The 25110-nt window shown below is 50.9% G+C and carries 26 protein-coding genes and 1 other RNA gene; 15 read left to right on the top strand and 12 right to left on the bottom strand.

The genetic code is table 11. From position 1 onward, the window contains the following. The first annotated feature begins 35 nt into the window (after positions 1 to 35). The 10 genes from exuR (at position 36) to WBL83_RS21000 (ending at position 5952) form a co-directional block, all read left to right on the top strand. Complete coding sequence (gene exuR / locus WBL83_RS20955) at positions 36 to 812, top strand: transcriptional regulator ExuR (protein ID WP_424590943.1); 777 nt, start codon at positions 36 to 38, stop codon at positions 810 to 812. 336 nt (positions 813 to 1148) lie between these two features. Then, the gene (gene yqjA / locus WBL83_RS20960; protein ID WP_424590944.1) at positions 1149 to 1811 is read left to right on the top strand and encodes a DedA family general envelope maintenance protein YqjA; all 663 of its coding nucleotides are present in this window, start codon (positions 1149 to 1151) and stop codon (positions 1809 to 1811) included. Between the two features lie 11 nt (positions 1812 to 1822). Then, a complete protein-coding gene (mzrA, locus tag WBL83_RS20965; RefSeq protein WP_424590945.1) occupies positions 1823 to 2200 on the top strand; it encodes an EnvZ/OmpR regulon moderator MzrA in 378 nt (125 codons plus the stop codon). Between the two features lie 168 nt (positions 2201 to 2368). Beyond that, the gene (locus tag WBL83_RS20970; protein WP_424590946.1) at positions 2369 to 2737 is read left to right on the top strand and encodes a DUF1090 domain-containing protein; all 369 of its coding nucleotides are present in this window, start codon (positions 2369 to 2371) and stop codon (positions 2735 to 2737) included. Positions 2738 to 2786: 49 nt separating this feature from the next. Continuing rightward, on the top strand, positions 2787 to 3092 hold the full coding sequence (locus WBL83_RS20975; protein ID WP_424590947.1) for a DUF883 family protein: 306 nt from the start codon (positions 2787 to 2789) through the stop codon (positions 3090 to 3092). 2 nt (positions 3093 to 3094) lie between these two features. Then, positions 3095 to 3487: a phage holin family protein gene (locus WBL83_RS20980; RefSeq protein WP_424590948.1), complete on the top strand. Its 393-nt coding sequence runs from the start codon at positions 3095 to 3097 to the stop codon at positions 3485 to 3487. 2 nt (positions 3488 to 3489) lie between these two features. Continuing rightward, a complete protein-coding gene (locus tag WBL83_RS20985) occupies positions 3490 to 3780 on the top strand; it encodes a YqjK-like family protein (RefSeq protein ID WP_424590949.1) in 291 nt (96 codons plus the stop codon). Between the two features lie 213 nt (positions 3781 to 3993). Continuing rightward, complete coding sequence (locus WBL83_RS20990; RefSeq protein WP_424590950.1) at positions 3994 to 4386, top strand: DoxX family protein; 393 nt, start codon at positions 3994 to 3996, stop codon at positions 4384 to 4386. An 84-nt stretch (positions 4387 to 4470) separates the two neighbouring features. Beyond that, positions 4471 to 5463 carry a glutathione S-transferase family protein gene (locus WBL83_RS20995; protein ID WP_424590951.1) on the top strand — a complete coding sequence of 331 codons (993 nt, stop codon included), beginning with the start codon at positions 4471 to 4473 and terminating at the stop codon, positions 5461 to 5463. A gap of 105 nt (positions 5464 to 5568) precedes the next feature. Beyond that, a complete protein-coding gene (locus WBL83_RS21000) occupies positions 5569 to 5952 on the top strand; it encodes a DUF805 domain-containing protein (protein ID WP_424590952.1) in 384 nt (127 codons plus the stop codon). 127 nt (positions 5953 to 6079) lie between these two features. Here WBL83_RS21000 and WBL83_RS21005 read toward each other — a convergent pair whose 3' ends face one another. Further along, positions 6080 to 6970, bottom strand: coding sequence for a LysR family transcriptional regulator (locus tag WBL83_RS21005; RefSeq protein ID WP_424590953.1), 891 nt, complete (start codon positions 6968 to 6970; stop codon positions 6080 to 6082). A gap of 106 nt (positions 6971 to 7076) precedes the next feature. Between WBL83_RS21005 and WBL83_RS21010 the strand changes: the two genes are divergently transcribed. Both WBL83_RS21010 and WBL83_RS21015 read left to right on the top strand, forming a co-directional pair. Further along, a complete protein-coding gene (locus WBL83_RS21010) occupies positions 7077 to 7778 on the top strand; it encodes a pirin family protein (protein WP_424590954.1) in 702 nt (233 codons plus the stop codon). Positions 7779 to 7865: 87 nt separating this feature from the next. After that, the gene (locus WBL83_RS21015; protein WP_424590955.1) at positions 7866 to 7994 is read left to right on the top strand and encodes a hypothetical protein; all 129 of its coding nucleotides are present in this window, start codon (positions 7866 to 7868) and stop codon (positions 7992 to 7994) included. Between the two features lie 11 nt (positions 7995 to 8005). On the opposite strand, the gene WBL83_RS21020 is transcribed toward WBL83_RS21015, so the two are convergent. The 8 genes from WBL83_RS21020 to WBL83_RS21055 form a co-directional block, all read right to left on the bottom strand. Beyond that, entirely contained in the window at positions 8006 to 9313 is a 1308-nt protein-coding gene (locus WBL83_RS21020) for a serine dehydratase subunit alpha family protein (RefSeq protein WP_424590956.1), read from the bottom strand. 44 nt (positions 9314 to 9357) lie between these two features. Continuing rightward, positions 9358 to 10680, bottom strand: a complete 1323-nt coding sequence (locus tag WBL83_RS21025) for a hypothetical protein (RefSeq protein WP_424590957.1) — start codon at positions 10678 to 10680, stop codon at positions 9358 to 9360. A 509-nt stretch (positions 10681 to 11189) separates the two neighbouring features. Then, on the bottom strand, positions 11190 to 12287 hold the full coding sequence (locus tag WBL83_RS21030; protein WP_424590958.1) for an AAA family ATPase: 1098 nt from the start codon (positions 12285 to 12287) through the stop codon (positions 11190 to 11192). A gap of 434 nt (positions 12288 to 12721) precedes the next feature. Then, positions 12722 to 13100, bottom strand: an RNA gene (rnpB, locus tag WBL83_RS21035) — RNase P RNA component class A. A gap of 41 nt (positions 13101 to 13141) precedes the next feature. Beyond that, positions 13142 to 14287, bottom strand: coding sequence for a glycerate 2-kinase (gene garK / locus WBL83_RS21040; RefSeq protein ID WP_424590959.1), 1146 nt, complete (start codon positions 14285 to 14287; stop codon positions 13142 to 13144). Positions 14288 to 14400: 113 nt separating this feature from the next. Continuing rightward, the gene (garR, locus tag WBL83_RS21045; RefSeq protein WP_424590960.1) at positions 14401 to 15291 is read right to left on the bottom strand and encodes a 2-hydroxy-3-oxopropionate reductase; all 891 of its coding nucleotides are present in this window, start codon (positions 15289 to 15291) and stop codon (positions 14401 to 14403) included. Between the two features lie 31 nt (positions 15292 to 15322). After that, positions 15323 to 16093: a 2-dehydro-3-deoxyglucarate aldolase gene (garL, locus tag WBL83_RS21050; RefSeq protein ID WP_424590961.1), complete on the bottom strand. Its 771-nt coding sequence runs from the start codon at positions 16091 to 16093 to the stop codon at positions 15323 to 15325. A 37-nt stretch (positions 16094 to 16130) separates the two neighbouring features. Next, positions 16131 to 17462 carry an MFS transporter gene (locus WBL83_RS21055; RefSeq protein WP_424590962.1) on the bottom strand — a complete coding sequence of 444 codons (1332 nt, stop codon included), beginning with the start codon at positions 17460 to 17462 and terminating at the stop codon, positions 16131 to 16133. Between the two features lie 398 nt (positions 17463 to 17860). On the opposite strand from WBL83_RS21055, the gene garD reads away from it, so the two are divergent. After that, the gene (gene garD / locus WBL83_RS21060; protein ID WP_424590963.1) at positions 17861 to 19432 is read left to right on the top strand and encodes a galactarate dehydratase; all 1572 of its coding nucleotides are present in this window, start codon (positions 17861 to 17863) and stop codon (positions 19430 to 19432) included. A gap of 194 nt (positions 19433 to 19626) precedes the next feature. On the opposite strand, the gene WBL83_RS21065 is transcribed toward garD, so the two are convergent. After that, positions 19627 to 20556: a LysR family transcriptional regulator gene (locus tag WBL83_RS21065; RefSeq protein ID WP_424590964.1), complete on the bottom strand. Its 930-nt coding sequence runs from the start codon at positions 20554 to 20556 to the stop codon at positions 19627 to 19629. 130 nt (positions 20557 to 20686) lie between these two features. Here WBL83_RS21065 and WBL83_RS21070 point away from each other — a divergent pair, with 130 nt between their 5' ends. Beyond that, positions 20687 to 22081: an MFS transporter gene (locus WBL83_RS21070; protein WP_424590965.1), complete on the top strand. Its 1395-nt coding sequence runs from the start codon at positions 20687 to 20689 to the stop codon at positions 22079 to 22081. Positions 22082 to 22126: 45 nt separating this feature from the next. On the opposite strand, the gene WBL83_RS21075 is transcribed toward WBL83_RS21070, so the two are convergent. Beyond that, a complete protein-coding gene (locus WBL83_RS21075) occupies positions 22127 to 23071 on the bottom strand; it encodes a sugar kinase (protein ID WP_424590966.1) in 945 nt (314 codons plus the stop codon). Between the two features lie 10 nt (positions 23072 to 23081). Beyond that, positions 23082 to 23915: a DeoR/GlpR family DNA-binding transcription regulator gene (locus WBL83_RS21080; RefSeq protein ID WP_424590967.1), complete on the bottom strand. Its 834-nt coding sequence runs from the start codon at positions 23913 to 23915 to the stop codon at positions 23082 to 23084. Between the two features lie 332 nt (positions 23916 to 24247). Here WBL83_RS21080 and WBL83_RS21085 point away from each other — a divergent pair, with 332 nt between their 5' ends. Then, positions 24248 to 25102, top strand: coding sequence for a tagatose bisphosphate family class II aldolase (locus tag WBL83_RS21085; RefSeq protein ID WP_424590968.1), 855 nt, complete (start codon positions 24248 to 24250; stop codon positions 25100 to 25102). Positions 25103 to 25110 lie beyond the last annotated feature (8 nt).

Consider the following 25110-nt stretch of genomic DNA (forward strand, 5'->3'; position numbering starts at 1 on the left):
TAAGGTTAACCGCAGGATCTTTCCCGGAGCTACAGATGGATATTATGGAACCACGTCGTCTTTATCAGCAATTGGCTGCTGAACTTAAACAACGCATCGAAAACGGTGTTTATTTGGTTGGTGAAAAGCTCCCGGCCGAGCGCTTTATTGCTGAAGAAAAGAACGTGAGCCGCACTGTGGTTCGTGAAGCTATCATCATGCTGGAAGTGGAAGGATACGTCGAAGTCCGCAAAGGTTCCGGCATCCATGTCATCGCCAATCAGGCGAAATACACCACCCCTCCTGATGAACAGTTTGAGTTCGCAAACTTTGGCCCGTTTGAGCTGCTGCAAGCTCGCCAACTGATTGAGAGCAATATCGCTGAATTTGCGGCGACTCAAGTCACCAAGCAAGATATCGTCAAGCTCATGGAAATCCAGGAAATGGCGCGTAATGAGCACAATTTCCAGGATTCAGAATGGGACCTTCATTTCCACACTCAGGTTGCTCTGGCGTCGCAAAATAGCGCCCTCGCCGCTATCGTGGAAAAAATGTGGAGCCAACGCATCCACAACCCATACTGGAAGAAACTGCACGAGCATATTGATAAACGCACCGCTGACAACTGGTGTGACGATCATGACCAGATTCTTAAGGCATTGATTCGTAAAGACCCTCATGCGGCTAAAGTGGCGATGTGGCAACACCTCGAAAACACCAAACAAATGCTGTTTGACGCGACCAGTGATGACTTCGAATTTAATGCTGATCGCTACCTGTTTGCAGATAATCCAGTGATTCATCTCGATACCGCGGCAAACGGTCAAAAATAGTCATTTCCCCGCGCGAGGGTAAGCAAACCAACCAATAGTGTCAGCGTTTGTAAATACCCTCGCCAGCACCTCAGCGAGTCATCAAAATCAATCCTCAACAAAGCATAAATACTGTGACGCCTCACGCAGAGCTTTGTTACAATTAGATGCAATTTCACTGTGGGTGTAAGCTTTGATTTTCACCTCCCTGAACGAGTTAAAACGGAACTGTAACGAGATCAGGTTTCAAGCGGTGGGTTGCAATCGGCAACAGCACATTAAAACAACACAAATAAAGCCGTGCTTCTCCAATCTGACTTTGCTTAGCGGTCATAACCGATGTACCAGGAACACTGAATGGAACTTTTCACGCAATTGTTGAACGCTCTATGGAGCCAGGATTTTGAAACGCTCGCCAATCCAGGAATGATTGGCATGCTTTACTTCGTGTTATTCATGATTTTATTCCTTGAAAATGGTCTGCTTCCGGCGGCATTCCTGCCTGGCGACAGTTTGTTGGTGTTGGTCGGGGTCCTGATTGCTAAAGGTGCAATGGGTTTTCCAGAAACCTTGCTTCTGTTAACCACCGCCGCAAGCCTCGGGTGTTGGCTCAGTTACATTCAAGGGCGTTGGCTTGGCAACACGCGCCTCGTGCAGAACTGGCTCTCTCACCTCCCGGCTCACTACCATCAGCGCGCGCACAACTTATTCCATAAACATGGCCTGTCTGCGTTACTGGTTGGCCGTTTTATTGCTTTTGTTCGTACCCTGCTTCCAACTATTGCCGGTTTATCAGGTCTGAGTAATGCACGCTTCCAGTTCTTCAACTGGATGAGCGGGTTGTTATGGGTTCTGATTTTAACCACGCTGGGATATTTGCTCGGCAAAACGCCGGTATTCCTGAAATATGAAGATGCATTGATGTCCTGCCTGATGCTGTTACCAGTCGTGTTGCTGGTTTGCGGCCTGATCGGTTCGTTGATTGTGCTTTGGCGTAAAAAATACGGTAACCGCAGTTAAGAGGGATAACGATGAAAACACACTTTTTTCGTGGCTTACGGGCCACGATGCTGATAAGTGTCGTTGCAGTCGCGGCCATATTGATATGGTCAGGAATGCAACGCACTGAATCAACTCTGGAAATACGCTCCAGCCAGCAGGGTATCAGCATGCCTGATGGCTTTTTCGTCTGGCATCATCTTGATGCCAACGGGATCCGCTTCAAAAGCATCACCCCTGAAAACAATTCGTTATTGATTAAGTTTGATTCAAGCGCACAAAGCGAAGCCGCTAAAGTCGTGCTCTACCGAACGCTGCCGCATGGTTACGTCATCGCTCAACAGGAAGAAGAAGACAATGCCGGCCGTTGGCTGACACGCATGCTCAACGAAAATATTCGCATCGGTTAATCTTTTCCAGTAATCCTAATTTATTAATAGGGATTGGGTTTTTACCCAATTTCTGACTATGCTTGGTTTTACTTAAATCGTTAAACAATATCCTTTTCGTCGTATTTCTGGACTCTATGTGTGCTTAACCTCATGGCTAAACGTACATCACAATGGAAGGTTTTTATCATGAACACTCGTACCGTATTGGCTATCGCCTTGTTATCAATGACCTCTTTGGCACATGCAAACTCGCTGTGTAGCGAAAAAGAGCAGGATATTCAGCGTGAAATTGGCTATGCGGAGAAACATCAGAACAAAAGTCGTGTTGATGGGCTTAACAAAGCGTTGAAAGAAGTTCGCGCCAATTGCACAGACAGCAGTTTACGCGCGGCTCATCAGAAGAAAATCAACGAACAAAAAGCTGAAATCACCGAACGCAAAGCTGATCTTAAAGAAGCGCGCGCGAAAGGCGACGCAGATAAAATTTCTAAGCGTGAACAGAAGCTTGCTGAAGCTGAGCATGAGCTGAAAACCTTAGAGGCTCGTGATTACTAGATTTCCTCAATAAAAATAACCGCCAAACTTCAAAAACCTGGAGAAAATTATGTCAAAAGATACTACATCAGAACACTTGCGCGCTGAGTTGAAATCCCTGGCAGATACCCTGGAAGAAGTGCTGAGTGCTTCGACGGATAAATCTAAATCCGAACTCGAAAGACTGCGTGGCAAAGCGGAAAAAGCATTGAAAGAAAGCCGTGTACGCCTGGGCGATACCAGTGATGTGATTGCTAAGCAAACGCGTGAAGCTGCCGCAAAAGCTGACGATTACGTTCGTGAAAATCCATGGACTGGCGTGGGCATTGGTGCGGCGATTGGCGTCGTGCTCGGTGTTCTGATGACTCGACGCTAATTATGCCTGACTCCCATCAACCTCAAGGGCCGGGTAAAGGCGTCCTCGGCATAGGTCATCGCCTCGTCACTATCATCGTTGGGATGGTGGAGACGCGTCTGCGCCTTGCGGTAGTTGAACTGGAAGAGGAAAAAGCTCATCTGGTCCAATTGCTGCTGATGCTCGGGTTAACCATGCTGTTTGCCGCATTCGGATTAATGAGTCTGGTGGTGCTGGTTTTCTGGGCTGTCGAACCGCAGTATCGTCTGAATGCCATGATCGCAACGACCGTCGTCTTACTGTTGTTGGCGTTGATCGGTGGTATCTGGACGCTGCGAAAATCTCGCCAGTCGACCCTGCTTCGCCATACGCGGCGTGAGCTAGAAAATGACCGTGCATTGCTGGAAGATGATTAATCATGAGCCAACGTGAACTTGATAAGCGCAAAGCACTCTTACTCAGCCAGATTCAACAACAACGGCTGGATTTAAGTGCTGGCAGACGTGACTGGTTGGAAGCCACAGGTGCTTATGACCGCGGCTGGAACACGTTATTAAGCTTACGCAGCTATGCTTTGATCGCCAGCAGCGTGATGGCTATCTGGACCGTACGCCACCCAAGCTTCCTGATGCGCTGGACCCGACGTGGGTTTGGTGCCTGGAGCGCATGGCGTATGGTTCGGGCGACGATTCAGCAGCAGTCGCGATAACCCGTAAAATCCTATCCCCGTCATACTCCAGACTGGAGTGTGACGGGATAATCAAGATATTTGAAAAACATCGACAGATTTCCTAGCTAACAATCCTCACCCGCCCCGTCTATTATCCTCCACATCAACCGCAGTCATCGGTAACTACCGGAAATTGCAAAGACAAACATCCCTGGGCTGATAGCACCCAAAAGAGATTCGCTGGAGAGTAAAATGAAAAAATTAGATGATGCTGGTGTACTGTTAGCTCGTATTTTGATGCCAATTCTGTTTATCGTTGCAGGTTGGGGCAAAATTAATGGTTACGCTGGCACTCAACAATATATGGAAGCGATGGGCGTCCCAGGGTTCCTGCTGCCACTGACCATTCTGCTTGAGTTCGGCGGCGGTCTGGCCATTCTGTTCGGCTTCTTCACTCGTACCACGGCGATTATCACTGCGGTGTTTACACTTCTGACGGCGTTCCTGTTCCACGGCGACTTCAGCCAGGGCCCGAACTCCATCATGTTTATGAAGAACTTCACCATTGCCGGTGGTTACCTGTTACTGGCTATCTTCGGACCGGGTGCATACAGCATCGACCGCGTGCTGAAGAAAAACTGGTAAGGCTCTATACTTAGTTGCAATAAAAGCGAAGGTTAATCCCTTCGCTTTTTTCGTTTTTAAAGTCTATGAACCGAGGAAAGAAACATGGGACAGCTAATCGATGGCGTCTGGCACGATGTCTGGTATGACACAAAATCAACCGGTGGCAGCTTCAAACGTTCAGAGTCAGCGTTTCGTAACTGGCTGACTGCCGATGGCGAGCCCGGGCCGAACGGCAAAGGGGGTTTCGCTGCGGAAAAAGATCGTTACCATCTCTATGTTTCCCTCGCCTGCCCGTGGGCGCATCGCACCTTAATTATGCGCGCCCTGAAAGGTCTCGAATCGTTTATCTCGGTTTCGGTGGTGAACCCGCTGATGTTGCAGGATGGCTGGACGTTTGATGACGACTTCCCGAACGCTACCGGCGATGGTTTGTACCAGCACGAATATCTCTATCAGCTCTATCTGCAAGCCGACCCTGATTACACCGGTCGCGTTACCGTTCCGGTTTTATGGGATAAGAAAACCCAGACTATCGTCAGCAACGAATCTGCGGAAATCATTCGCATGCTGAATACCGCGTTTGATGCAAAAGGGGCGCGGGCGGGAGATTATTATCCGCCGCCGTTACGCAGCAAGATTGATGAGCTGAATAGCTGGATTTACGACTCGATTAATAACGGCGTGTATAAAGCCGGTTTCGCCACTTCCCAGGAAGCTTATGATGAAGCGGTGACCAAAGTGTTTGAAGCACTGGCACGCGTTGAGCAAATTCTCGGCCAGCACCGTTATTTAACCGGTGATCAGTTTACTGAAGCCGATATTCGCCTGTGGACCACACTGATACGTTTCGACCCGGTCTACGTCACGCACTTTAAATGCGACAAACACCGCATTAGCGATTACCTGAATGTGTACGGATTCTTACGCGATATTTACCAGATGCCAGGCATTGCAGAGACCGTCGATTTCGCCCATATCCGTAATCACTATTACCGCAGCCATAAAACGATTAACCCGACCGGTATTATTTCCGTAGGACCCGCACAGGATTTAAATGAGCCACACGGTCGCGATGAGAGGTTTAACAAAGGTTGATAAAATTCATCCCACTAAGATTTACGTAAAATCTATTCGTGGCTATTCTTGAAAATAGATCACTTAAAGATCAAGTGATTGATGACTACTCAAGGCAGGCTACAAATGGATTGGTATTTCAAAGTTTTAAGAAATTACGTTGGCTTTAGTGGGCGTGCTCGCCGCAAAGAATACTGGATGTTCATCCTTGTGAACCTTGTTCTGACCGGTGTATTAAGCATTCTGGACAAGATGTTAGGCCTACGGATCGCAGGGGATGAAGGTGCGCTCACGACGATTTACGGTGTGCTGATCATCTTGCCGTACTGGGCTGTGCAGTTCCGGCGCTTGCACGACACCGATCGTTCGGCCTGGTGGCTTTTACTGCTGTTGATTCCCGTTGTGGGCTGGCTGATTATTCTGGCGTTTAACTGCCAGAATGGGACACCTGGCCAGAACAAATACGGAAGTGATCCAAAAGAGATGGATACGCAGTTCGTTAGCGAGTAGGCCATTTCCCCTCACCCTAACCCTCTCCCAAAGGAGAGGGAACTGTCCGGTTTTCTCGCTCACCTGTGGGAGCACCATCCCGGTTTTCTCCCTCTCCTGTGGGAGAGGGCCGGGGTGAGGGCATCTTTTATTTCAATAATTTCGGGATCTCTCGCAGACACCAGGCTTTTGCCTCGCCCATGCTATCGCGTCGCCACGCCATAATTATGTCAATTTCGTTGGTATATTCAGGGCTTACCACGCGTAAACGACCTTCGGCAATATCCTGCTCAACCAATGGGTAAGGCATCGTCGCCACCCCCAGCCCAGCTAACAGCGCCTGACGCTTATCTTCCATGGTACTGACTGTAAGCCGCGGCTGTTTCTCGAGTAAGCGCACCGTCAGCACCGGACGTTCACGTGCCGTATCCGCCACTGCAATTCCACGGTATTTCACGCGAGTCACTTCCGATAGCGGCTCCGGTTCGTTATGAATCGGGTGATCAGGTGCTGCGACATACACGCTCATTATTTTGTAGAGTTTGCGCGAATTGATTTCCGAGGACGAACGGAAGTGCAAATCCGGGGCGATGACAATATCAGCTTGCCCCTGCTCCAGGCGCTCCCAGGAACCGGCCAAAACTTCGGTTATAATCGACAACTGGGTATCGGCTTTAGCCGCAAGTTTTTCCACCAGGGGATACAACTTCGTCGCAGGGACCAGTGCTTCAGTTACGATAGTCAGATGCGTTTCCCAACCCCGAGCCAGCGCTTCGGCATCTGTCGTCAGTTTGTCAGCGGCTTCGAGCAAAATTCGCCCGCGTTCGAGCAACATGCGCCCGACATTAGTAAATTTAGTACGATGGCCAGAACGGTCAAACAACACCACATCCAGTTCTTCTTCAAGTTTCTGCATGGTGTAACTCAGTGCCGACGGCACACGCCCCAGCTCATCAGCAGCGGCAGCGAAACTTCCACGTCGATCAATTGCGTCCATGACCCGCAATGCTTCCAGCGTCAATGCTCTCTCTTTAGCCATCGGGTTCTCATTCAGGAAATTTGAACATACCCAGCAGATTAACTGGCTAACAATGCAGCGTCCAGAGTTTTACCATGGGGACAGTGTAAAAAGAGGTCAAGAAATTATGATTACGCCAAGAACTGCCAAACAATGCGGAAAAGCGGACTATGGATGGCTCCAGGCACGCTATACGTTTTCTTTCGGTCACTATTTCGATCCGAAATTGCTGGGCTATGCTTCGTTGCGCGTACTCAACCAGGAAGTGTTAGCGCCGGGCGCTTCATTCCAGCCGCGTACCTATCCAAAGGTCGATATTCTTAATTTGATTCTGGAAGGCGAAGCGGAATACCGCGACAGCGAAGGTAACCATGTTCAGGCTAAAGCGGGTGAAGCGCTGCTGCTTTCTACTCAGACAGGGCTTAGCTATAGCGAGCACAATCTCAGTAAAGAAAATTCACTGACTCGCATGCAGCTGTGGCTCGATGCCTGTCCGGAACGTGAAAATCCACTGGTGCAAAAACTCGCCCTGGCAAATCAGCCACAGCAATTACTGGCCTCGCCTGATGGCAGCCAGGGTAGCCTGCAATTGCGCCAGCAAGTGTGGATCCACCAGATTGAACTTGAGAAAGGCCAGCAGCTAAGTTTCCAGTTACATGGTCCGCGCGCCTATTTGCAGTCCATTCACGGCACGGTTCATGCAGTCACTTCTGCCGAGGAAAAAGAAGGGCTTACCTGTGGGGACGGCGCTTTTATCCGTGACGAAGCTAACATTACGCTGGTTGCGGATACCCCATTGCGTGCATTACTGATAGATTTACCGGTCTGACCAGTGCCAAAGTTAGACTGCAAGGAGTTATCAGTGAGCAAAAAACTGGCTACCCGGAAGAGTACAAAAAAAGCAGTTTCATCACCTGTGGCAGCGGCTGCCATTATCACGGCAACCGCTGAATCCGAACTTAGCTACGACCAGATGTTGAACGAGCTGGAAGCGATTGTTATCGAAGCGGATGTCAGACTGGCCGAAGAAGAAGCCAGTCTGTAGCATCCATTTTATCAGGCGACTTTACTGGCCATAATCTCAATGATCTGACGATCTGTGTGCTGCATCGACTGGCTTGCCAGCGCACACAGATTGCGGATCGACTGCTCCACATCATGCGCCACAATCCCTTCATTGCCCGTGACAGAAGTATTGTCCAGCGCCATCAGAACCGCTTTCCAGGCCGAAGCGGCGCTGGTCGACACTTTCATGGCACAACTATTTGATGCGCCATCGCAAATCATGCCGCTGACATCGCCGATCATGTTGCTTATGGCCATTGAGATGCTGCGATAACTTCCGTCAATCAACCAGGTTATCCCTGCCGCCGCCCCCATCGCCGCCGTAGTTGCCGCGCACAATGCTGACAACGAAGGTAGCTGATGGTGAATGTAGATGGCTGTCAGATGGGAAAGCATCAACGCACGTGCCAACCGCTCGCTATCGCAACCCAGGTGCTCCGCCACCACGACAACCGGCATCGTCGCAGTAATCCCCTGATTACCCGAACCTGAGTTACTCATGGCCGGGAGACAAGCGCCGCCCATGCGTGCATCAGATGCCGCTGCGGTGCGGATCATAATGTCAGTTAACAGATCCTTAGCCATTAAGCCGCGATCCCGCTGGCGCTGGAGGGTCGAACCAATATGCAAACCATATTGCGCCCGCAACCCTTCACGCGACAGTTCACCGTTGAGCAATGCCGCATCAAGGATAAAACCAATATCTTCGAAGGGAACGGCCTGGGTAAATTCGACAATCTGCTCGAGGGTAAATCGCTCCATATGGCACGCCTGCTCGTTTTCAGCAGGATACGCCTCCCCTTTCGCATCGAACAACACCACGCCGTCCTTTTCGATACGGCTCACTCTGGTGTGAGCACCAGAAATTACCACACTGGCGGACTCATCTGCGGTGTAGACCGTGACGTGGGTAAAGAGGATTTCGTCACAAGGTTCCTGAATCGTTACCTTCACTTTGCCACTGGCCAGCAGCAGTTTCCCGGCGGCAATCGCCTCTACCGGCGCGCCTTTGAGAACTTCTAAACCGGCATGAGGGTCGCCGCCCAATGCGCCCACCGCAGCAGCAATCGGCAACCCCACCATTCCTGTGCCTGGGACGGTAACGCCCATACCATTTTTCATCAGATTTGGTGAAACTCTGGCCTCAATTCGTGTCACTCTCCCAGCCAAATGCGAGGCTGCCAGTGCGCTTGCCAACGCCAGTGAAACGGGTTCAGTGCACCCCACCGCTGGCTTCACATTTTGTTTTACAGCGCGGATTAGCTCAGCCCACGCTGGGTTCATTTCTGAATTTGCCATTTTTTAACCTTAATACTGAGAACGACAATACCAACACCTGCTTATCAGGAGAAAGCGAGGAATGGAGAAATACACAGCAGCAATCCGGTAATAATGATAATCACCAGCGAAGTGCCTTTATATTTATGCAGTGCAGGAACTTTATAAACTAACCAGGCCGGAATTAAACAACCGACCATGCCAAATATTGGGCTACAAATTGAGGTAAAGCTTAAGACGGGCGCATTAAGAACAATCGCACTCCATGCCAGTAAAATGGCGAACACCATAATTCCGCGTTGCACCCATTTTTGGTTTATTTTTTCTTCTGGCATTCTCCGGCGCAAAATATTAACCACGATACCTTGTGTCGCTTCGCGGAAACCCAGATAAACACCAAAGAAGGCGGTCATTACCGCAAAGATATTTAGCATGACGCTAACGACGGTCACCCATGCACCCGAAGCGCCATCAATAAACTGGGCGGCAATAGCCAGAGCAGAAATATTTTGCTCATAGGCTTTTACTGCTTCGTCATGACCCATTGCAAGCGTAAAGGACACGGCATAAAAGAACACGGTGACGAAAAGGATACCAAAGGCAATATTCATGGCGCGCAGCGCTTTAAAGCGTGCCACTTCCCGGGATTTTTCCTTAGAGCGATACGAAATCACCATCGGGCTCAGTGTTTGAATAAACAGAATAGAGGTCAGCGTAAATGGCAAAGTAATGATGGCGTTCTTAATCAGCAGCCCCATTGGCGGCAGCGCGCCAGTGTTATACAGGAGCCACATGCCAATCATTGATACCCCAAGTGCCGCAACCACCAACAGCTTTGCCAACACCATGAAACTCGAGACTTTAAATAAAAGCTGCTCACCTCGCGAAGAGATAGCGACCAGGATGCAAATCAGTGCCAGGCCATAGAAGGGATTATCTGATAACAGCCCTTCAGTCACGCCAAAGGTATGTAAATAAGAGGCGCTATCATTAGTGATGGCCGTGGAATAAACAAACATCCAGATGACCAGCATAATAAAATAGAGCGCACCTAATAATATGCCCCAGTTTTTACCCAAATAACCGCTAATCACACTCGGATAATCTTTGCACTCTGGTGATTCGGCAAGCGTATTAATAAACAGGCGCTGAAACAGATACATTGCCGGATATCCCACTACCGATGAGAGCAGGAATACCCACAATCCCATTAATCCGACCTGAACGGGTAAAAAGACTATTCCCGCTCCAATCGCCATCCCGATACTCATAATTACCCAGCCGACATCAGTGCTGTCGAATTTTGTCGCTGCTTTCCATTCACTTTCTGTCATTCCAGCCCGACCGGATGCTGGAATATTAACCGCAGTAATGCTTCCCGTTTCCATAAAGTGCTCGCTTGTAAGTGTAGGTTTTAATTGTGATGAATAAATACAGAGTGATGACCCGATATTCTAATGACTGAAATTATTGTTCTGGACGAGTAATCGGGATTCGAAAAGGATAGCGCGAGCAACGGAGAAAAAATTTGCTACTCCACGAGGGCAAGCCAGGCAAAAGAGTAGATTTTTCTCCATTTAGAGAAAAATGTTCAGGTTTCACTAAGCGTTTCGTTGATTTAGTAGAAAAGAGTTATTGGAAAGCAGCAGCCAAAGATCTAACCAATTGTTTTTAATTGATTTTCAATAAACCATTCTCTTTGAGAGGGCTTACTCATTCCAGGACTCTGTGAGCTGGCGCAACTCCTGAGGTTAATGCGATGTGACAATACGGCGACCAGAACTTGATACACTTCACGCCAGGGCGGCGCATCAGAATTAATCTCTGTTTATTGTATCAATAACGTTAAGGTTTAGATTTTTTCTCTGGTATGTAGCTATCTGGTTACAGCAAATTATCAGGAAAGGCGGTTAACACGCGTTTCTCCGTTTTCAATCGACAGCTGATAGAGCGTAAACGGCGTATGTTTTTCGATAAGTGTCGCCAGTTCAGGTGAATGGCTGGTGAGCCAGATTTGCGTGTAACGACTCGCTTCGGCAATCAGGCGTGCCAGCGCAGGCAGCATCTGCGGATGAAGGCTATTTTCTGGCTCATTCAGAGCAATAAAACGTGGGGGACGTGGACTGAGCAATGCCACGGTCAGGCAGAGAAATCGCAATGTGCCGTCAGAAAACTCAGCTGACTCCAGCGGGCGATTGATCCCCTGTCGATGCATCATCATCTGGAAGCGCCCGTTACTGTTATCACAGAAAAACGTGCATTCAGGGAAAGCTTCATCCAGCACCGCAAACATTAATTCGCTATCACCAATTTCAACGATGGTCTGGAAAGCGGCGGCCAGATTCAAACCGTCACCCGCCAGCACTGGAGAGCGATACCCGACTTGCGGCAAACGCAGTCCGGCTCCCCTGGAGATATCGAATTCATGATAGAAACGCCAGTTACGCAGGATTTCACGTGCGCTGGAAACTTCAGGATAAAGGTGCGGTTCACCTAACTGGCCGAACAACGATTCGTTTTCGTAAAGGGTCGCGGCATGCGTCACTTTCTCGCCATTCACGTCGTTGAGGAAAACCGCCTGGTTGCGCCGATGCATAATTGACGAGGAAGGACGACGGCGAAAACCGCTTAACCAGATTTGTTCTTCTTTCACGATAGGGTCGAGATCGAACATGGTGGGATAAGGCAGTTTATCGGGGAAACCGATTTGTAATTCATACTCAAAATCGTCGGTATCGACCGCGAGCGTCATGCGGCGCGGCGCACTGGCATACCCTTTGGCGCGATCGCCCGCCCACATCACTTTCTGGATCCCGCCTTCATCCGATAACCAATGGGATAGCTGCCCCATCGCGGCACCGTGGATCAAATGAATAGCTTTATAGATGTTGGATTTACCGCAGCCATTCGGCCCGATAACCACATTCAGCCGTTCGAGGTCGATGGAGAGTTTGCGCACCGAGCGGTAGTTGTCGATATACAGTGATTTGATCATGGCGGTGCGGTCCGGCTGAGAATGGGTATCTATTATGGCAATTGTTTGCCCTCACCCCAACCCTCTCCCCCAGGAGAGGGAGAAAAACGCGTTCCATCATTCGTTCCCCCTGAGGAAGAGGGAGTTTAGCTACTGCTCACTGTTCCAATCCCCTCTCCCTCAGGAGAGGGAGTTTAGCTACTGCTCACTGCTCCAATTCCCTCTCCCTCAGGGAGAGGGAGTTTAGCTACTGCTCACTGCTCCAATCCCCTCTCCCTCAGGGAGAGGGAGTTTAGCTACTTCTCACTGCTCCAATCCCCTCTCCCTGAGGGAGAGGGAGTTTAGCTACTGCTCACTGGTCCAATCCCCTCTCCCTCAGGGAGAGGGCCAGGGTGAGGGTTGTTTTAAACAAAACGCCCCGCACAATTTGCACTGTGCGGGGCGTTTCGTTGAATGGTTGAAGCTGACCGATAAGCCGGGTTCTGTCGTGGACAGTCATTCATCTAGGCCAGCAATCGCTCACTGGCTCAAGCAGCCTACCCGGGTTCAGTACGGGCCGTACCTTATGAACCCCTATTTGGCCTTGCTCCGGGTGGAGTTTACCGTGCCGCGAACTGTTACCAGACGCGCGGTGCGCTCTTACCGCACCCTTTCACCCTTACCTGATCCCGCTTGCGCGGGCCATCGGCGGTTTGCTCTCTGTTGCACTGGTCGTGGGTTACCCCCCCAGGCGTTACCTGGCACCCTGCCCTATGGAGCCCGGACTTTCCTCCCCTCCGCCTGTCTCCTTCCGAAGAAGGACGACGACGAAGCGGCGACTGTCTGGTCAGCTTCGGCGCGGATTATAGAGGGTTTGCCCCTCCATGTCACCAGGCTTAATGAGTGATGTTCATCCCGATTGCGACCGTTGCTGCAATATTGCGCGAGGCACGATAAATATTGTCGAAGGCATTTTTCAGCGCATCTTCCAGCGTACCAATACTCGTCAACACACTAAACACCGAGTCGATACCGTATTGATGAACAACCGCCACATCGGTGGTCAGCGAGCCCGCAATGCCAATCACCGGTTTGCGATACTTTTTCGCCACGGCCGCCACACCGACCGGAACTTTGCCGCGAATACTCTGGCTGTCCATGCGCCCTTCGCCTGTCACTACCAGCGAGCAATCGTGGATATGCTCTTCAAGATGCAAAGCTTCCGTCACAATCTCGACGCCACTGCGTAATTCCGCACCGAGAAACGCCATTAATGCCGCGCCCATACCACCAGCCGCACCGGCACCTGCTGCGTTTTTCACATCGATGTTTAAGTCTTTTTTAATCACATTGGCAAAATGAGCCAGGTTCGCGTCGAGCTCGACAATCATCGCTTCATCGGCGCCTTTTTGCGGCCCGAATATGCGTGATGCGCCGTTGTCGCCAATTAATGGGTTAGTCACATCACAGGCAACATTTATCACGCAATCTGCCAGGCGGCTGTCCAGATTCGAAATATCAATGCTATTCAGGCTCATTAAACTGCCGCCGCCATGGCTAATCTGTTTGCCCATCGCGTCATGCAGTTTTGCACCCAGCGCTTGCACCATGCCCGCGCCACCGTCGTTGGTTGCACTGCCGCCGATGCCAATAATAATGTTGCGTGCACCGTTATCCAGAGCCCGTAAAATCAGCTCACCCGTACCGTGCGAGGTGGTAATCAATGGGTTGCGATTTTCGATGGAGACCAGCGCCAGACCACTGGCTTCGGCCATTTCGATAAACGCGGTTTGACCATCACCGGACATACCCCAGCATGCCGTCACCGGCTCGCCCAATGGACCTGTGACCCTGGTGGTGATTTTCTTGCCCTGCGTGGCACTGATCATGGCATCGACCGTACCTTCCCCGCCATCTGCAACCGGGACCGATACATATTCCGCATCAGGAAATATTTCGCGGAAGCCTTTTTCAATGGCTTTAGCCACATCAACGGCGCTGAGGCTTTCTTTATAAGAGTCGGGTGCGATTACGATTTTCATAATGTGTCCATGCCTGATCTACCGCTTACTTGCAGGTTTTGTAGGGTGGATAAGCGCAAGCGTCATCCACCAATTATTAGCGGGGGCGCACGGCTTGCCCGCCCTACGATTGATTACTTGCTGACTTCTACTTTCGCCAGTTTTTCGTAGTAGCACGCGATTGCGCTGTGGTCATCGTTGCCGTGGCCGTCTGCACGCAGCGCTTGCATCATCTCCATGACCGCAGCCGTCAGCGGCAATTGCGCGCCAACACCGTGAGAAGTATCCAGCGCGTTCGCCAGATCTTTAATGTGCAGGTCGATACGGAAACCAGGCTTGAAGTTACGATCCAGCACCATCGGCGCTTTCGCTTCCAGAACCGTACTGCCCGCAAGACCGCCACGAATCGCCTGGAATACCAGTTCAGGGTTCACACCGGCTTTGGTTGCCAGCACCAACGCTTCGGACATTGCAGCAATGTTCAACGCCACAATCACCTGGTTTGCCAGTTTAGTGACGTTACCCGCCCCGATATCACCGGTATGCACCACGGAACCGGCCATGGCTTTCAGCAAATCATAGTACTTATCGAAGATCGCTTTATCGCCACCAACCATCACGGACAGCGTGCCTTCGATGGCTTTTGGTTCGCCGCCACTGACTGGCGCGTCCAGCATGTCGATACCTTTGGCTTTCAGCGCTTCGCTGATTTCACGGCTCGCCAGCGGCGCGATGGAGCTCATGTCGATAACCACGGTGCCTGCTTTTGCCCCTTCGATGATGCCGTTCTTACCCAGCGCCACTTCTTTAACGTGTGGGGAGTTAGGCAGCATGGTGATAATCACATCACACTGCTCAGCAATATCTTTTGGTGTTGCAGCAGTTTCTGCACCTGCGGCGATTACTTCAGCAATCACATCAGCGTTACGGTCGGCAACCACCAGTGAATAACCGGCTTTGATGAGGTTTTTACTCATTGGTTTGCCCATGATGCCAAGGCCGATAAACCCAACTTTCAGTGTCATAGCTTTACTCTCTCGTTATTACGGGTGGATGTTATTTTTTAAAGGAATCACAAAGTTTCTGCGTCGCGGAGCGGAACACGCCCAGATCACTGCCGACGGCGACAAAGGTCGCGCCCCATTCCAGGTAGCGACGCGCATCTGCTTCAGCGGGTGCCAGGATGCCAGACGGTTTACCGTGCGCTTTTGCCCGAGCAAAAATGTGTTGGATAGCACTTTGCACTTCTGGGTGAGACGGGTTTCCAAGGTGACCCAGTGCCGCAGACAAATCGCCTGGGCCGACAAAAATGCCATCCACACCCTCGGTTGCCGCAATCACATCAATGTTATCAATGCCTTGCTGGCTTTCGATTTGTGCAAGGATGGTGATGTTCTGATTCACCTGCTTGAAGTAATCCACCACGGTGCCGTAACCGTTGCTGCGGTGCGAAACGGATACGCCACGGATTCCTTCAGGCGGATAGCGGGTTGAAGCCACCGCCAGCTGGGCGTCTTCAAGATTCTCAACAAAAGGAATCAGGAAGTTATAGAAACCGATATCCAGCAAACGCTTGATAATCACAGGATCGTTAGTTGGTGCGCGAACCACCGGAGCACTGTGGCTTCCGGTCAGGGCCATCAACTGCGGAACAAAAGTGGTGATATCGTTTGGCGCATGTTCGCCATCCAGCACAATCCAGTCGAACCCAGCCAGACCCAACACTTCGGTGCTGACTGGATTTGCCAGCGCAGACCAGCAACCGATTTGTGTCTGGTGTGCTGCCAAAGCTGCTTTGAATTTATTTGGGAAAACGTTGGTAATCATCTGTTGCCCTTATTTATCCAGTTATCTGTTGAGTTAATTACTTCTGCAATTCCATACGTTTAATGTCACCGACCACGAACAGATAACAGACCATAGCCATCAGCGCCGAGCAGCCTACGAAGATCAGCGCCGCATTGAAGGAGTGAAGTTCAGAAACCAGGTAGCCAATCACCAGTGGAGTCACGATTGAGGCCACGTTACCAAACACGTTGAATACTGCACCGCACAGGCCAACCATCTCTTTTGGCGCGGTGTCGGCAATCACTGGCCAACCCAGGGCACCAAAACCTTTACCGAAGAATGCGAATGCCATCAGGGTGACGACCAGCGCTGTGCTGTCGGTGTAGTTACAAAGAATGATGGTTGAAGCGAGCAGCATTCCGAGAACAATCGGTATCTTACGAGCAACTGTCAGTGAGTAACCGCGCTTGATTAACGAATCAGAGAATACGCCACCCAGCACGCCGCCGGCGAAACCACACAGTGCCGGGATTGATGCGACCATCCCCACTTTCAGAATCGACATACCTTTATCTTGCACCAGGTAAATCGGGAACCACGTCAGGAAGAACCAGGTAATGGTGTTAATGAAGTACTGGCCAAAGAACACCCCCAGCATCATACGGTTAGTGAGCAACTGTTTGATGTAATGCAGTTTTGGTCCCTCGACGACCGCACCTGGTTTTTTGTGGTCCATATCAACCACCGCGCCACCTTTAGAGATGTAATCCAGCTCCTCTTTCGACATACGCGGGTGGTCAGTTGGGTTATGGATAAACTTCACCCACAGGAAGGTCAGTACAAAACCGATGCCGCCCATCACGGTAAACACATGTTCCCAGCCCCATGCGAAGGTCAGCCAACCAAGCAATGGTGAGAAGAGTGCCAGCGAGAAATATTGTGCGGAGTTAAAAATGGCAGACGCAGTACCGCGTTCTTTAGTTGGGAACCAGGCCGCAACAATACGGGCGTTTGCCGGGAAAGATGGCGCTTCAGAGAAGCCCAGCATAAAGCGCATGATGAACATGGAAATCCCCGCGTAAGCCAGCGGTACCATGTCGACAAAGCCCTGCATAAAGGTAAACAGCGACCAGAAGAACAAGCTGTAGGTATACACTTTTTTCGAGCCGTAGCGGTCCAATAACCAGCCGCCGGGGATTTGCATCAGCAGATAAGCCCAGCCAAATGCCGAGAAAATATAGCCCATTGAGATTGCACTGAGCTGCAATTCTTTAGCAACTTCCGTACCCGCAATAGAGAGAGTGGCGCGATCCGCATAGTTAATCGTCGTCACAATAAAGATAATTAATAATATTAAGTATCGAGTATGCTTACCCTTTTTTGACTCAACTGCTGTATCTAAAATCATTTCTACATCCTCTGTTGAGGGTACTTAAGTTCAAGGATTTTTTTATTTATATAAAGCGTTATTTCACGAATATATTTACGGACTCATATCGCTATTTAAATTCATCGGGTGTTTGTCATTCGCAACACAGTATAGCCAGCACACATCGAATGGACATTAGGCATATGCACAATTAATAACGCTTACAACAGCAAATAATTAAACTTACGCACATGTTTGTGGGGTGTATTGCACAATTTCACTCATTACCCTGGTCCATGAGCCACCCCTCATAATATAAAGTGATCAGCGTCACATTTTTATTCCTCGCAGCCTGACATTCTTTATTTAGCTTGTGAGTAAATCACGATTACATAATTAATTTACCAAGTGCGGTTAATGCCTGGAGAATAGTGACAATGTCGAATATAGAAATTAAACAACAATCCCCCGGCTCGTTTTATATAAAAGTCCATGAGACAGATAATGTCGCTATTATTGTTAATGACAATGGTCTGAAAGCCGGTACGCGTTTCCCGGATGGACTGGAACTTATCGAACATATCCCGCAGGGACACAAAGCGGCATTGGTAGATATTCCCGTTCACGGTGAAATTATCCGTTATGGTGAAGTCATTGGTTATGCGGTGCGCGATATTCCGCGCGGCAGCTGGATTGACGAGTCGCTGGTTGAATTGCCAAAAGCGCCACCGCTCCATACCCTGCCATTAGCCACCAAAGTCCCTGAACCTTTGCCACCGCTGGAAGGCTACACCTTTGAAGGTTACCGCAATGCAGACGGCAGCGTCGGCACCAAAAACCTGCTTGGTATCACCACCAGCGTACATTGCGTCGCGGGTGTGGTGGATTATGTCATCAAAATTATTGAACGTGATTTGCTCCCGCGCTATCCGAACGTTGACGGTGTGGTCGGTCTGAATCACCTCTATGGCTGCGGCGTGGCGATTAACGCCCCTGCCGCAGTTATCCCGATTCGCACGATTCATAACATCGCCCTGAACCCTAACTTTGGCGGTGAAGTGATGGTGATTGGCCTCGGCTGCGAAAAGCTACAACCCGAGCGCCTGCTGGAAGGCACTGATGACGTCCAGGCGATTAACGTCGCGGATGCCAGCATCGTGCGCCTGCAAGATGAACATCACGTCGGATTTCAATCGATGGTCGAAGACATCCTGACGGTCGCCGAACGCCATCTGGTGAAATTGAACCAGCGCCAGCGTGAAACCTGCCCGGCGTCAGAGTTAGTTGTCGGCATGCAGTGTGGTGGCAGCGATGCGTTCTCCGGCGTGACCGCAAACCCAGCGGTAGGTTTTGCCTCTGACCTGCTGGTGCGTTGTGGCGCTACCGTGATGTTTTCTGAAGTCACCGAAGTCCGTGACGCCATCCACTTATTAACGCCACGAGCCGTCAATGAAGAAGTGGGTAAACGCCTGCTCGAAGAGATGGAATGGTACGACAACTATCTGGATATGGGAAAAACCGACCGCAGCGCTAACCCATCCCCGGGTAACAAGAAAGGCGGACTGGCAAACGTAGTAGAAAAAGCGCTCGGTTCCATAGCCAAATCCGGTCAAAGCGCGATTGTCGAAGTGCTTTCGCCAGGGCAGCGCCCAACCAAACGCGGCCTGATTTACGCAGCAACACCGGCCAGTGATTTTGTCTGCGGTACGCAACAAGTGGCATCTGGTATCACGGTGCAAGTGTTCACCACCGGGCGCGGTACACCCTACGGTCTGCTGGCAGTCCCGGTGATTAAAATGGCGACCCGCACTGCGCTGGCAAACCGCTGGTACGATTTAATGGACATCAATGCCGGGACTATCGCCACCGGTGAAGCGACCATTGAGGATGTGGGCTGGGAGTTGTTCAAATTTATTCTGGATGTTGCGAGTGGGCGCAAGAAGACCTTCTCGGATCAGTGGGGGCTGCATAATGCGCTGGCAGTGTTTAACCCAGCTCCAGTGACCTGATACTTGTGAAAACGGCGGATGACGCTAATGCTTATCCGCCCTACAACGGCTATCGCTTATCCGCCCTACAACTGATACTTGTGAAAACGGCGGATGACGCTATCGCTTATCCGCCCTACAACTACAATGGCTATCGATTATCCGCCCAACCGATTTTGTAGGTCGGATAAGCGCAGCGCCATCCGACACCAGCCTCATCCTGGCACTTTTTCGCGACACACACTCAACACTAACTGCCGCAGCCAGCGATGCGCCGGGTCGGCTTCCGAACGCGGATGCCACATCAACGAAATGGTGATGTCGTTGGTTTTCACCGGTAACTCAAAAACGAACAACCTCGCCTCCCCTGAATTGCCATTTAACCCCGGCTGGTTTAACAAGAAAGTCGCAGGCACCAGCGCCACCAAATCGGATGCCTGAGCCACCGCCAGCGCCGCCGGGAACCCCGGCACCATCGACACAATCTTGCGCTGCAAATTCATTTCAGCCAGCAGCGCATCTACCGGGCCGGTTCCTTGTTCATGACGCGAAACCACGACATGCCCTAAAGCGGCATACTTCGCGGCGGTAATATCCCCGTCCATCTCCAGCGGATGCCCTTTGCGCACTACGCCGACAAATTTGTCACGATAGAGCGCGGTTAAGCGAATTTCCGGCCCCATCTCGCCCAGAACCCCCACCTCCAGGTCGATTAAACCTTCACGCAAATACTTAGCCGATTTCTCAGGTTTGGGCATAAATCGCAACTGCACAAATGGAGCGACAGCCGCCACCGCGGCAATAAGCACCGCGCCAAAGATTTCGATAAATCCCGCGTTGGTTCGTAACGTAAAACTGCGTTCAAGCGTGGCAAGATTGAGCGCCGCCGTTGAAGGGCGAAGTATCGAGCGCGCTTCAAACACCGCATTTTGCGTACGCTCACGGATTTCCTCGGCGTATGGCGTCAGCACCATATTGCGCCCTGCCCGCACCAGTAGCGGGTCGCCAACCGTTGCACGCAGGCGGCTTAGCGTGCGGCTCATCGCCGACGCGCTTAATCCCAGACGACGCGCGCTGCTCGCCACACTTCCTTCAGCAAGAAGCACATCCAGGGCTATAAGTAAGTTCAGATCAGGTTCATTCATCGCGCAGAGTATAGCCAAAATAAAATGAGAGAAGGCGTTTGGTGCAGGTTATAAATGCAAATGCTGCGCCTTCCGCCCTATCTTCTGCACCGCTATATTTCTGGCACATACAGCGAAAGAGATTTAAACGATGGCGTTATTTACCGATCAACCCGGCGATGAAGGACTACCAGGACGCGAGCGCGGCTTAGCGATGGTCGCGGTGATGACCATGGCGGCGATGGTCGTTTTCGATGGCTCGATGATCAACATCGCACTGCCGCAAATTGCGCGCTCATTAAACGCCTCAGTCGCGACCACCGTCTGGGTGGCGAACGGTTACCTGTTATCTGCCGCGATGACACTCGCCATCTTTGCCGCACTGGCGAGCCGCCTTGGGTTCCGCGCGATCTTCACCTTTGGCCTCAGCGTTTTCACCCTCGCTTCTGTGGGTTGTGCGCTATCGTCGTCACTGGAAATGCTCATTGCTATGCGGGTTTTACAGGGAATTGGCGGGGCGGCGACATTAAGCATCGGCCCGGCAATTTTACGCTCGGTTTTCCCGAACCGCCTGCTCGGGCGAGTCCTCGGCCTGAATGCATTGCTGATTGGCACCAGCACAGCCATTGCGCCGATTCTGGGCGGAACTATTCTCTCTGCGATGAGCTGGCAGTGGCTGTTTGCGATTAATATTCCGTTGGGAATCATGGCGTTGATTTTCACGATGCGCGTGGTGCCGAATAATCCGGCTTTAAAACGTGAGCCGTTCGATTATGCGGGTGCGCTTTTATCGGCAGTAACATTAGGCGCACTGGTGATGGCGGCCGACGCCTTCACACGTCCCGGTCACGGTGACCTGAAAATCGCGCTAATTTTCGCCTGCACAGCCATTGCCACGGGCCTGGCTTTCATCTGGGTTCAGCGACGCGCGACAAAACCTTTGCTGCCACTCACCCTCTTTGCTTCGTCACGCTTTTCACTGGCAGCGTTGACCTCGCTGGCCTCATTTGTCAGCCAGGGCATTACTTTCATCGCGCTACCGTTCCTGTTCCAGAGCGTTTACGGGTACAGCGCGTTGGTTTCCGCCCTGCTGTTCACGCCATGGCCCATCGGGATCATTCTGGCGGCTCCCCATGCAGGGCGCCTCGCCGACCGTTATTCGGCAGCGATCATCTCGACAGGGGGATTGTGTATCTTCGCCGTTGGCCTTGGGTTGTTGGCCATGCTTCCGGAACACGCACCAGCGTGGGACATTTGCCTGCGGAGTTTGATTTGTGGGATAGGTTTTGGCTGCTTTCAAAGTCCGAATAACAGAGAGATGCTGTCGAATGCCTCACGGGAAAACAGCGGATATGCCTCAGGTGTGCTGGCCATCATGCGCACCTTCGGGCAGTGCCTGGGCGCGGCATTTGTCGGTGTTTTCATGTCGCTTTATGCGCAGAACAGCGCCATACATCTCAGCTTGTGGATGGCGGTTAGCGCCACGGTTTTAGCCATTGTGCTGAGTGTCAGTCGTTTACGGGGGTATAAATTAGCGGCAGAGTAAGATGAGTTTTGTAGGGTGGATAAGCGCAAGCGTCATCCACCGCTTTTACTGGCGTGCCATAAACGCTTCAATTTCGGCAAGCGTTGAAGTGCCTTCCATCGGGCCACGCTGGGATATCGCGAGCGAGCCGCTGGCATTTGCGCGGGCTAATGCATCCGGCACGCTATATCCCGCAAGGAACAGGCTGACGAACGTGGCACCAAAGCAATCCCCGGCTCCGGTTGGGTCAATCACATCCACCGGGTAACCGGGCACATGATATTGCTGCTCCTTGCTGTAATAACTGGCACCGCGTGGGCCGCGTTTAATCACCACATGGCTGATTCCGCGGGCAAACAAACTGGCGACAATTTTGTTTTCATCGCCAGTTTTGCTCAGGCCGAAAAAGTCCAGCTCGCCATCGCTCGGCAGGAAGAAATCGGTGTAATCGAGAATGTATTCAAACGCCTGAGACATCTCAGGGATGCTGAGCATCTCTTTGCGGATATTCGGATCAAACGAAACCGTACCGCCATTCTCTTTGATAATCCCGATAGCCTTTCGCACTGCATCAATCAAACGAAATGAAAACAGCGAAGAGCCCATAACATGGAAATGATTACACTGCCTGAGAAGGCGTTCATCAAGATGGTCAGCACTGAGCAGGCCGCAGGCGCTGTTAGGTAAATTAAAGATAAAATCGCGGTGCGTCTGGTTGCGGTAACTGACAAATGCGCTTCCGGTTGTCGCTTTTTGCAACACAGAAATACCCTGGACATTTACGCCATCTCGCGTCAGACGGGCAATATTCATCTCGCCAAATGCGTCACTTCCGACGCAACTAAACAGCAGCGAATTGAAGCCCAACTTCGCCACCTGGTCGGCAAAAATGGCAGGCGCTCCGCTCGGATACGGCCCCCAAAATTCCCCTGGAGCGCTGAAACCCTGATTTTCTTTTTTCGCCAGAAATTCGACAAGTAATTCACCAAGTGTCGCGATGGTCACGTTCATACGTTTTCCTTCACCGTGCTGGATGCAGGTCAGGATTAATCCAGGTCAGGCATTCGTTGTTGGTGTAACTGTTTGATAACCCAGAGGCAAGAAATCGCGAATGATATTCTGCCGCCACCATCTGCGGCGTTATCACCGCACTGACATTTTCAATCGCCCCAACCGCATGGCGCGCTTCACCGTGCACCGGGCGTTTAGCGATAACCACGACACACTGCGAGCTGGCATTAATCGACTCACGGAGCAAAGCCGCAGTAGCTTCACTGGCAACATTTAGCGTGCCATCGTCACTAATGCTCTCGACAACAACCATGCTGCGCGAAGGTTGATACTGCCTGAGAGACTGAATAGCCAGTTCGCCACCCAGCGTTTGACCACCAGCTTCCAGAACTCCGCCGAGTAAAACCATTTCACCATCAATGTAATCACGCGCGGGTGCAACATGGGCCAAATCATTAACCACCAGACACAGCTCCCTGTACTCAGCCATGAAGGGAATTGATTTACGCAACACGTCACCGGGGCCCAAATAAACAGTTTCGCCGTCACGAACCTGGCGGGCAACCTGACGGGCAAGTTCGAGCACGATTGCATTATCTAATGGCTGCGCATGCGAGGTTTCACGCCCCACGGTGACATTCATTGGCTGAGCAGTATAAATGGCTCCACCAAAGGAGCGTTTTAGATAGCCCTGCTGCTCCAGATAATTGAGATCGTTACGGATCGTGACACCCGATACTGCAAGCATCTCCGCAAGATCGTCCACTTTTATCTCGCCGGTTTTACGGACGATCTCTGCGATATCCAGGCGCCTTTTCAACAGACTGGTAGAGGGTTTTGCCACAACATGACCTTTTGGGCTGGTGTTCAGGGTGCATTCCCCGACTAATAACTTTCATTTTTAAATTTCCACTGGGTGAAGTCAAATGCACAACTGCTTGCCATGATTGAAAAATAAAAATAATACAATATTTTCAATTAGTTAATGGTAAGCAACAATCTCACCACAACTTACAAAACAAAATTAAAATACATCTAATAACTTTCATTTTATAAAAATGATCGCATTTTTGCGGCAAGGATCACAACTAACAGCGAGGATGATCGCTACATTACTTTCAAAACGAAGGTTAAATTGAAATTTAACTTTAATATTGAAAGTTATCGGAGAAAGTTATGTTCATCATTTCCAGCAAGAATATGCTCATCAAAGCACAACAGTTCGGATATGCAGTCCCTGCTTTTAACATTCATAACCTTGAAACCCTTCAGGTCGTCGTGGAAACCGCTGCAGAAATGCGATCACCGTTGATTGTTGCGGGCACGCCTGGAACCTTTAGTTATGCCGGGACAGGAAACATCGTGGCGATCGCTGGAGATCTGGCTCGTGAATACAACCTTCCTCTGGCGATTCATCTCGATCACCATGAATCCCTCCCGGATATCGAAACCAAAGTTCATGCGGGAATTCGTTCGGTAATGATCGATGGCTCTCATTTTCCTTTTGAAGAAAACGTGGCGCTGGTAAAGGAAGTTGTCGATTTCTGCCATCGTTATGATGTGAGTGTGGAAGCGGAATTAGGGCGTCTGGGTGGTGTTGAAGACGATCTGGTCGTTGATAGTAAAGACGCGCTTTATACCAACCCCCAACAAGCCCGCGAGTTTATTACCCGCACGGGAATTGACTCGCTGGCAGTGGCAATTGGCACGGCACACGGGCTATATGCCGCAGAGCCTAAACTCGACTTCGACCGCCTGGCTGAGATCCGTGCTCAGGTGGATATTCCGCTAGTTTTACACGGCGCATCAGGCCTGTCAGAAAGTGACATCCGCCGGGCCATCAGCCTGGGCGTTTGCAAAGTGAATGTGGCTACCGAACTGAAAATCGCTTTCTCCGATGCACTCAAACAGTATTTTACGCAAAACCCGAAAGCGAACGATCCCCGCCATTACATGCAGCCTGCGAAACAGGCGATGAAAGAGGTGGTGCGTAAAGTTATCACCGTCTGTGGTTGTGAAGGGCAACTGTAAGGAGTGTA

The sequence above is a fragment of the Buttiauxella sp. genome (genome assembly GCF_049686335.1).
Classification (GTDB): domain Bacteria; phylum Pseudomonadota; class Gammaproteobacteria; order Enterobacterales; family Enterobacteriaceae; genus Buttiauxella.

Excerpts from the sequence above, each read along its gene's own strand:
- exuR (WP_424590943.1), top strand. The coding sequence starts at position 36 with ATGGATATTATGGAACCACGTCGTCTTTATCAGCAATTGGCTGCTGAA.
- yqjA (WP_424590944.1), top strand. The coding sequence starts at position 1,149 with ATGGAACTTTTCACGCAATTGTTGAACGCTCTATGGAGCCAGGATTTT.
- mzrA (WP_424590945.1), top strand. The coding sequence starts at position 1,823 with ATGAAAACACACTTTTTTCGTGGCTTACGGGCCACGATGCTGATAAGT.
- WBL83_RS20970 (WP_424590946.1), top strand. The coding sequence starts at position 2,369 with ATGAACACTCGTACCGTATTGGCTATCGCCTTGTTATCAATGACCTCT.
- WBL83_RS20975 (WP_424590947.1), top strand. The coding sequence starts at position 2,787 with ATGTCAAAAGATACTACATCAGAACACTTGCGCGCTGAGTTGAAATCC.
- WBL83_RS20980 (WP_424590948.1), top strand. The coding sequence starts at position 3,095 with ATGCCTGACTCCCATCAACCTCAAGGGCCGGGTAAAGGCGTCCTCGGC.
- WBL83_RS20985 (WP_424590949.1), top strand. The coding sequence starts at position 3,490 with ATGAGCCAACGTGAACTTGATAAGCGCAAAGCACTCTTACTCAGCCAG.
- WBL83_RS20990 (WP_424590950.1), top strand. The coding sequence starts at position 3,994 with ATGAAAAAATTAGATGATGCTGGTGTACTGTTAGCTCGTATTTTGATG.
- WBL83_RS20995 (WP_424590951.1), top strand. The coding sequence starts at position 4,471 with ATGGGACAGCTAATCGATGGCGTCTGGCACGATGTCTGGTATGACACA.
- WBL83_RS21000 (WP_424590952.1), top strand. The coding sequence starts at position 5,569 with ATGGATTGGTATTTCAAAGTTTTAAGAAATTACGTTGGCTTTAGTGGG.
- WBL83_RS21005 (WP_424590953.1), bottom strand. The coding sequence starts at position 6,970 with ATGGCTAAAGAGAGAGCATTGACGCTGGAAGCATTGCGGGTCATGGAC.
- WBL83_RS21010 (WP_424590954.1), top strand. The coding sequence starts at position 7,077 with ATGATTACGCCAAGAACTGCCAAACAATGCGGAAAAGCGGACTATGGA.
- WBL83_RS21020 (WP_424590956.1), bottom strand. The coding sequence starts at position 9,313 with ATGGCAAATTCAGAAATGAACCCAGCGTGGGCTGAGCTAATCCGCGCT.
- WBL83_RS21025 (WP_424590957.1), bottom strand. The coding sequence starts at position 10,680 with ATGGAAACGGGAAGCATTACTGCGGTTAATATTCCAGCATCCGGTCGG.
- WBL83_RS21030 (WP_424590958.1), bottom strand. The coding sequence starts at position 12,287 with ATGATCAAATCACTGTATATCGACAACTACCGCTCGGTGCGCAAACTC.
- garK (WP_424590959.1), bottom strand. The coding sequence starts at position 14,287 with ATGAAAATCGTAATCGCACCCGACTCTTATAAAGAAAGCCTCAGCGCC.
- garR (WP_424590960.1), bottom strand. The coding sequence starts at position 15,291 with ATGACACTGAAAGTTGGGTTTATCGGCCTTGGCATCATGGGCAAACCA.
- garL (WP_424590961.1), bottom strand. The coding sequence starts at position 16,093 with ATGATTACCAACGTTTTCCCAAATAAATTCAAAGCAGCTTTGGCAGCA.
- WBL83_RS21055 (WP_424590962.1), bottom strand. The coding sequence starts at position 17,462 with ATGATTTTAGATACAGCAGTTGAGTCAAAAAAGGGTAAGCATACTCGA.
- garD (WP_424590963.1), top strand. The coding sequence starts at position 17,861 with ATGTCGAATATAGAAATTAAACAACAATCCCCCGGCTCGTTTTATATA.
- WBL83_RS21065 (WP_424590964.1), bottom strand. The coding sequence starts at position 20,556 with ATGAATGAACCTGATCTGAACTTACTTATAGCCCTGGATGTGCTTCTT.
- WBL83_RS21070 (WP_424590965.1), top strand. The coding sequence starts at position 20,687 with ATGGCGTTATTTACCGATCAACCCGGCGATGAAGGACTACCAGGACGC.
- WBL83_RS21075 (WP_424590966.1), bottom strand. The coding sequence starts at position 23,071 with ATGAACGTGACCATCGCGACACTTGGTGAATTACTTGTCGAATTTCTG.
- WBL83_RS21085 (WP_424590968.1), top strand. The coding sequence starts at position 24,248 with ATGTTCATCATTTCCAGCAAGAATATGCTCATCAAAGCACAACAGTTC.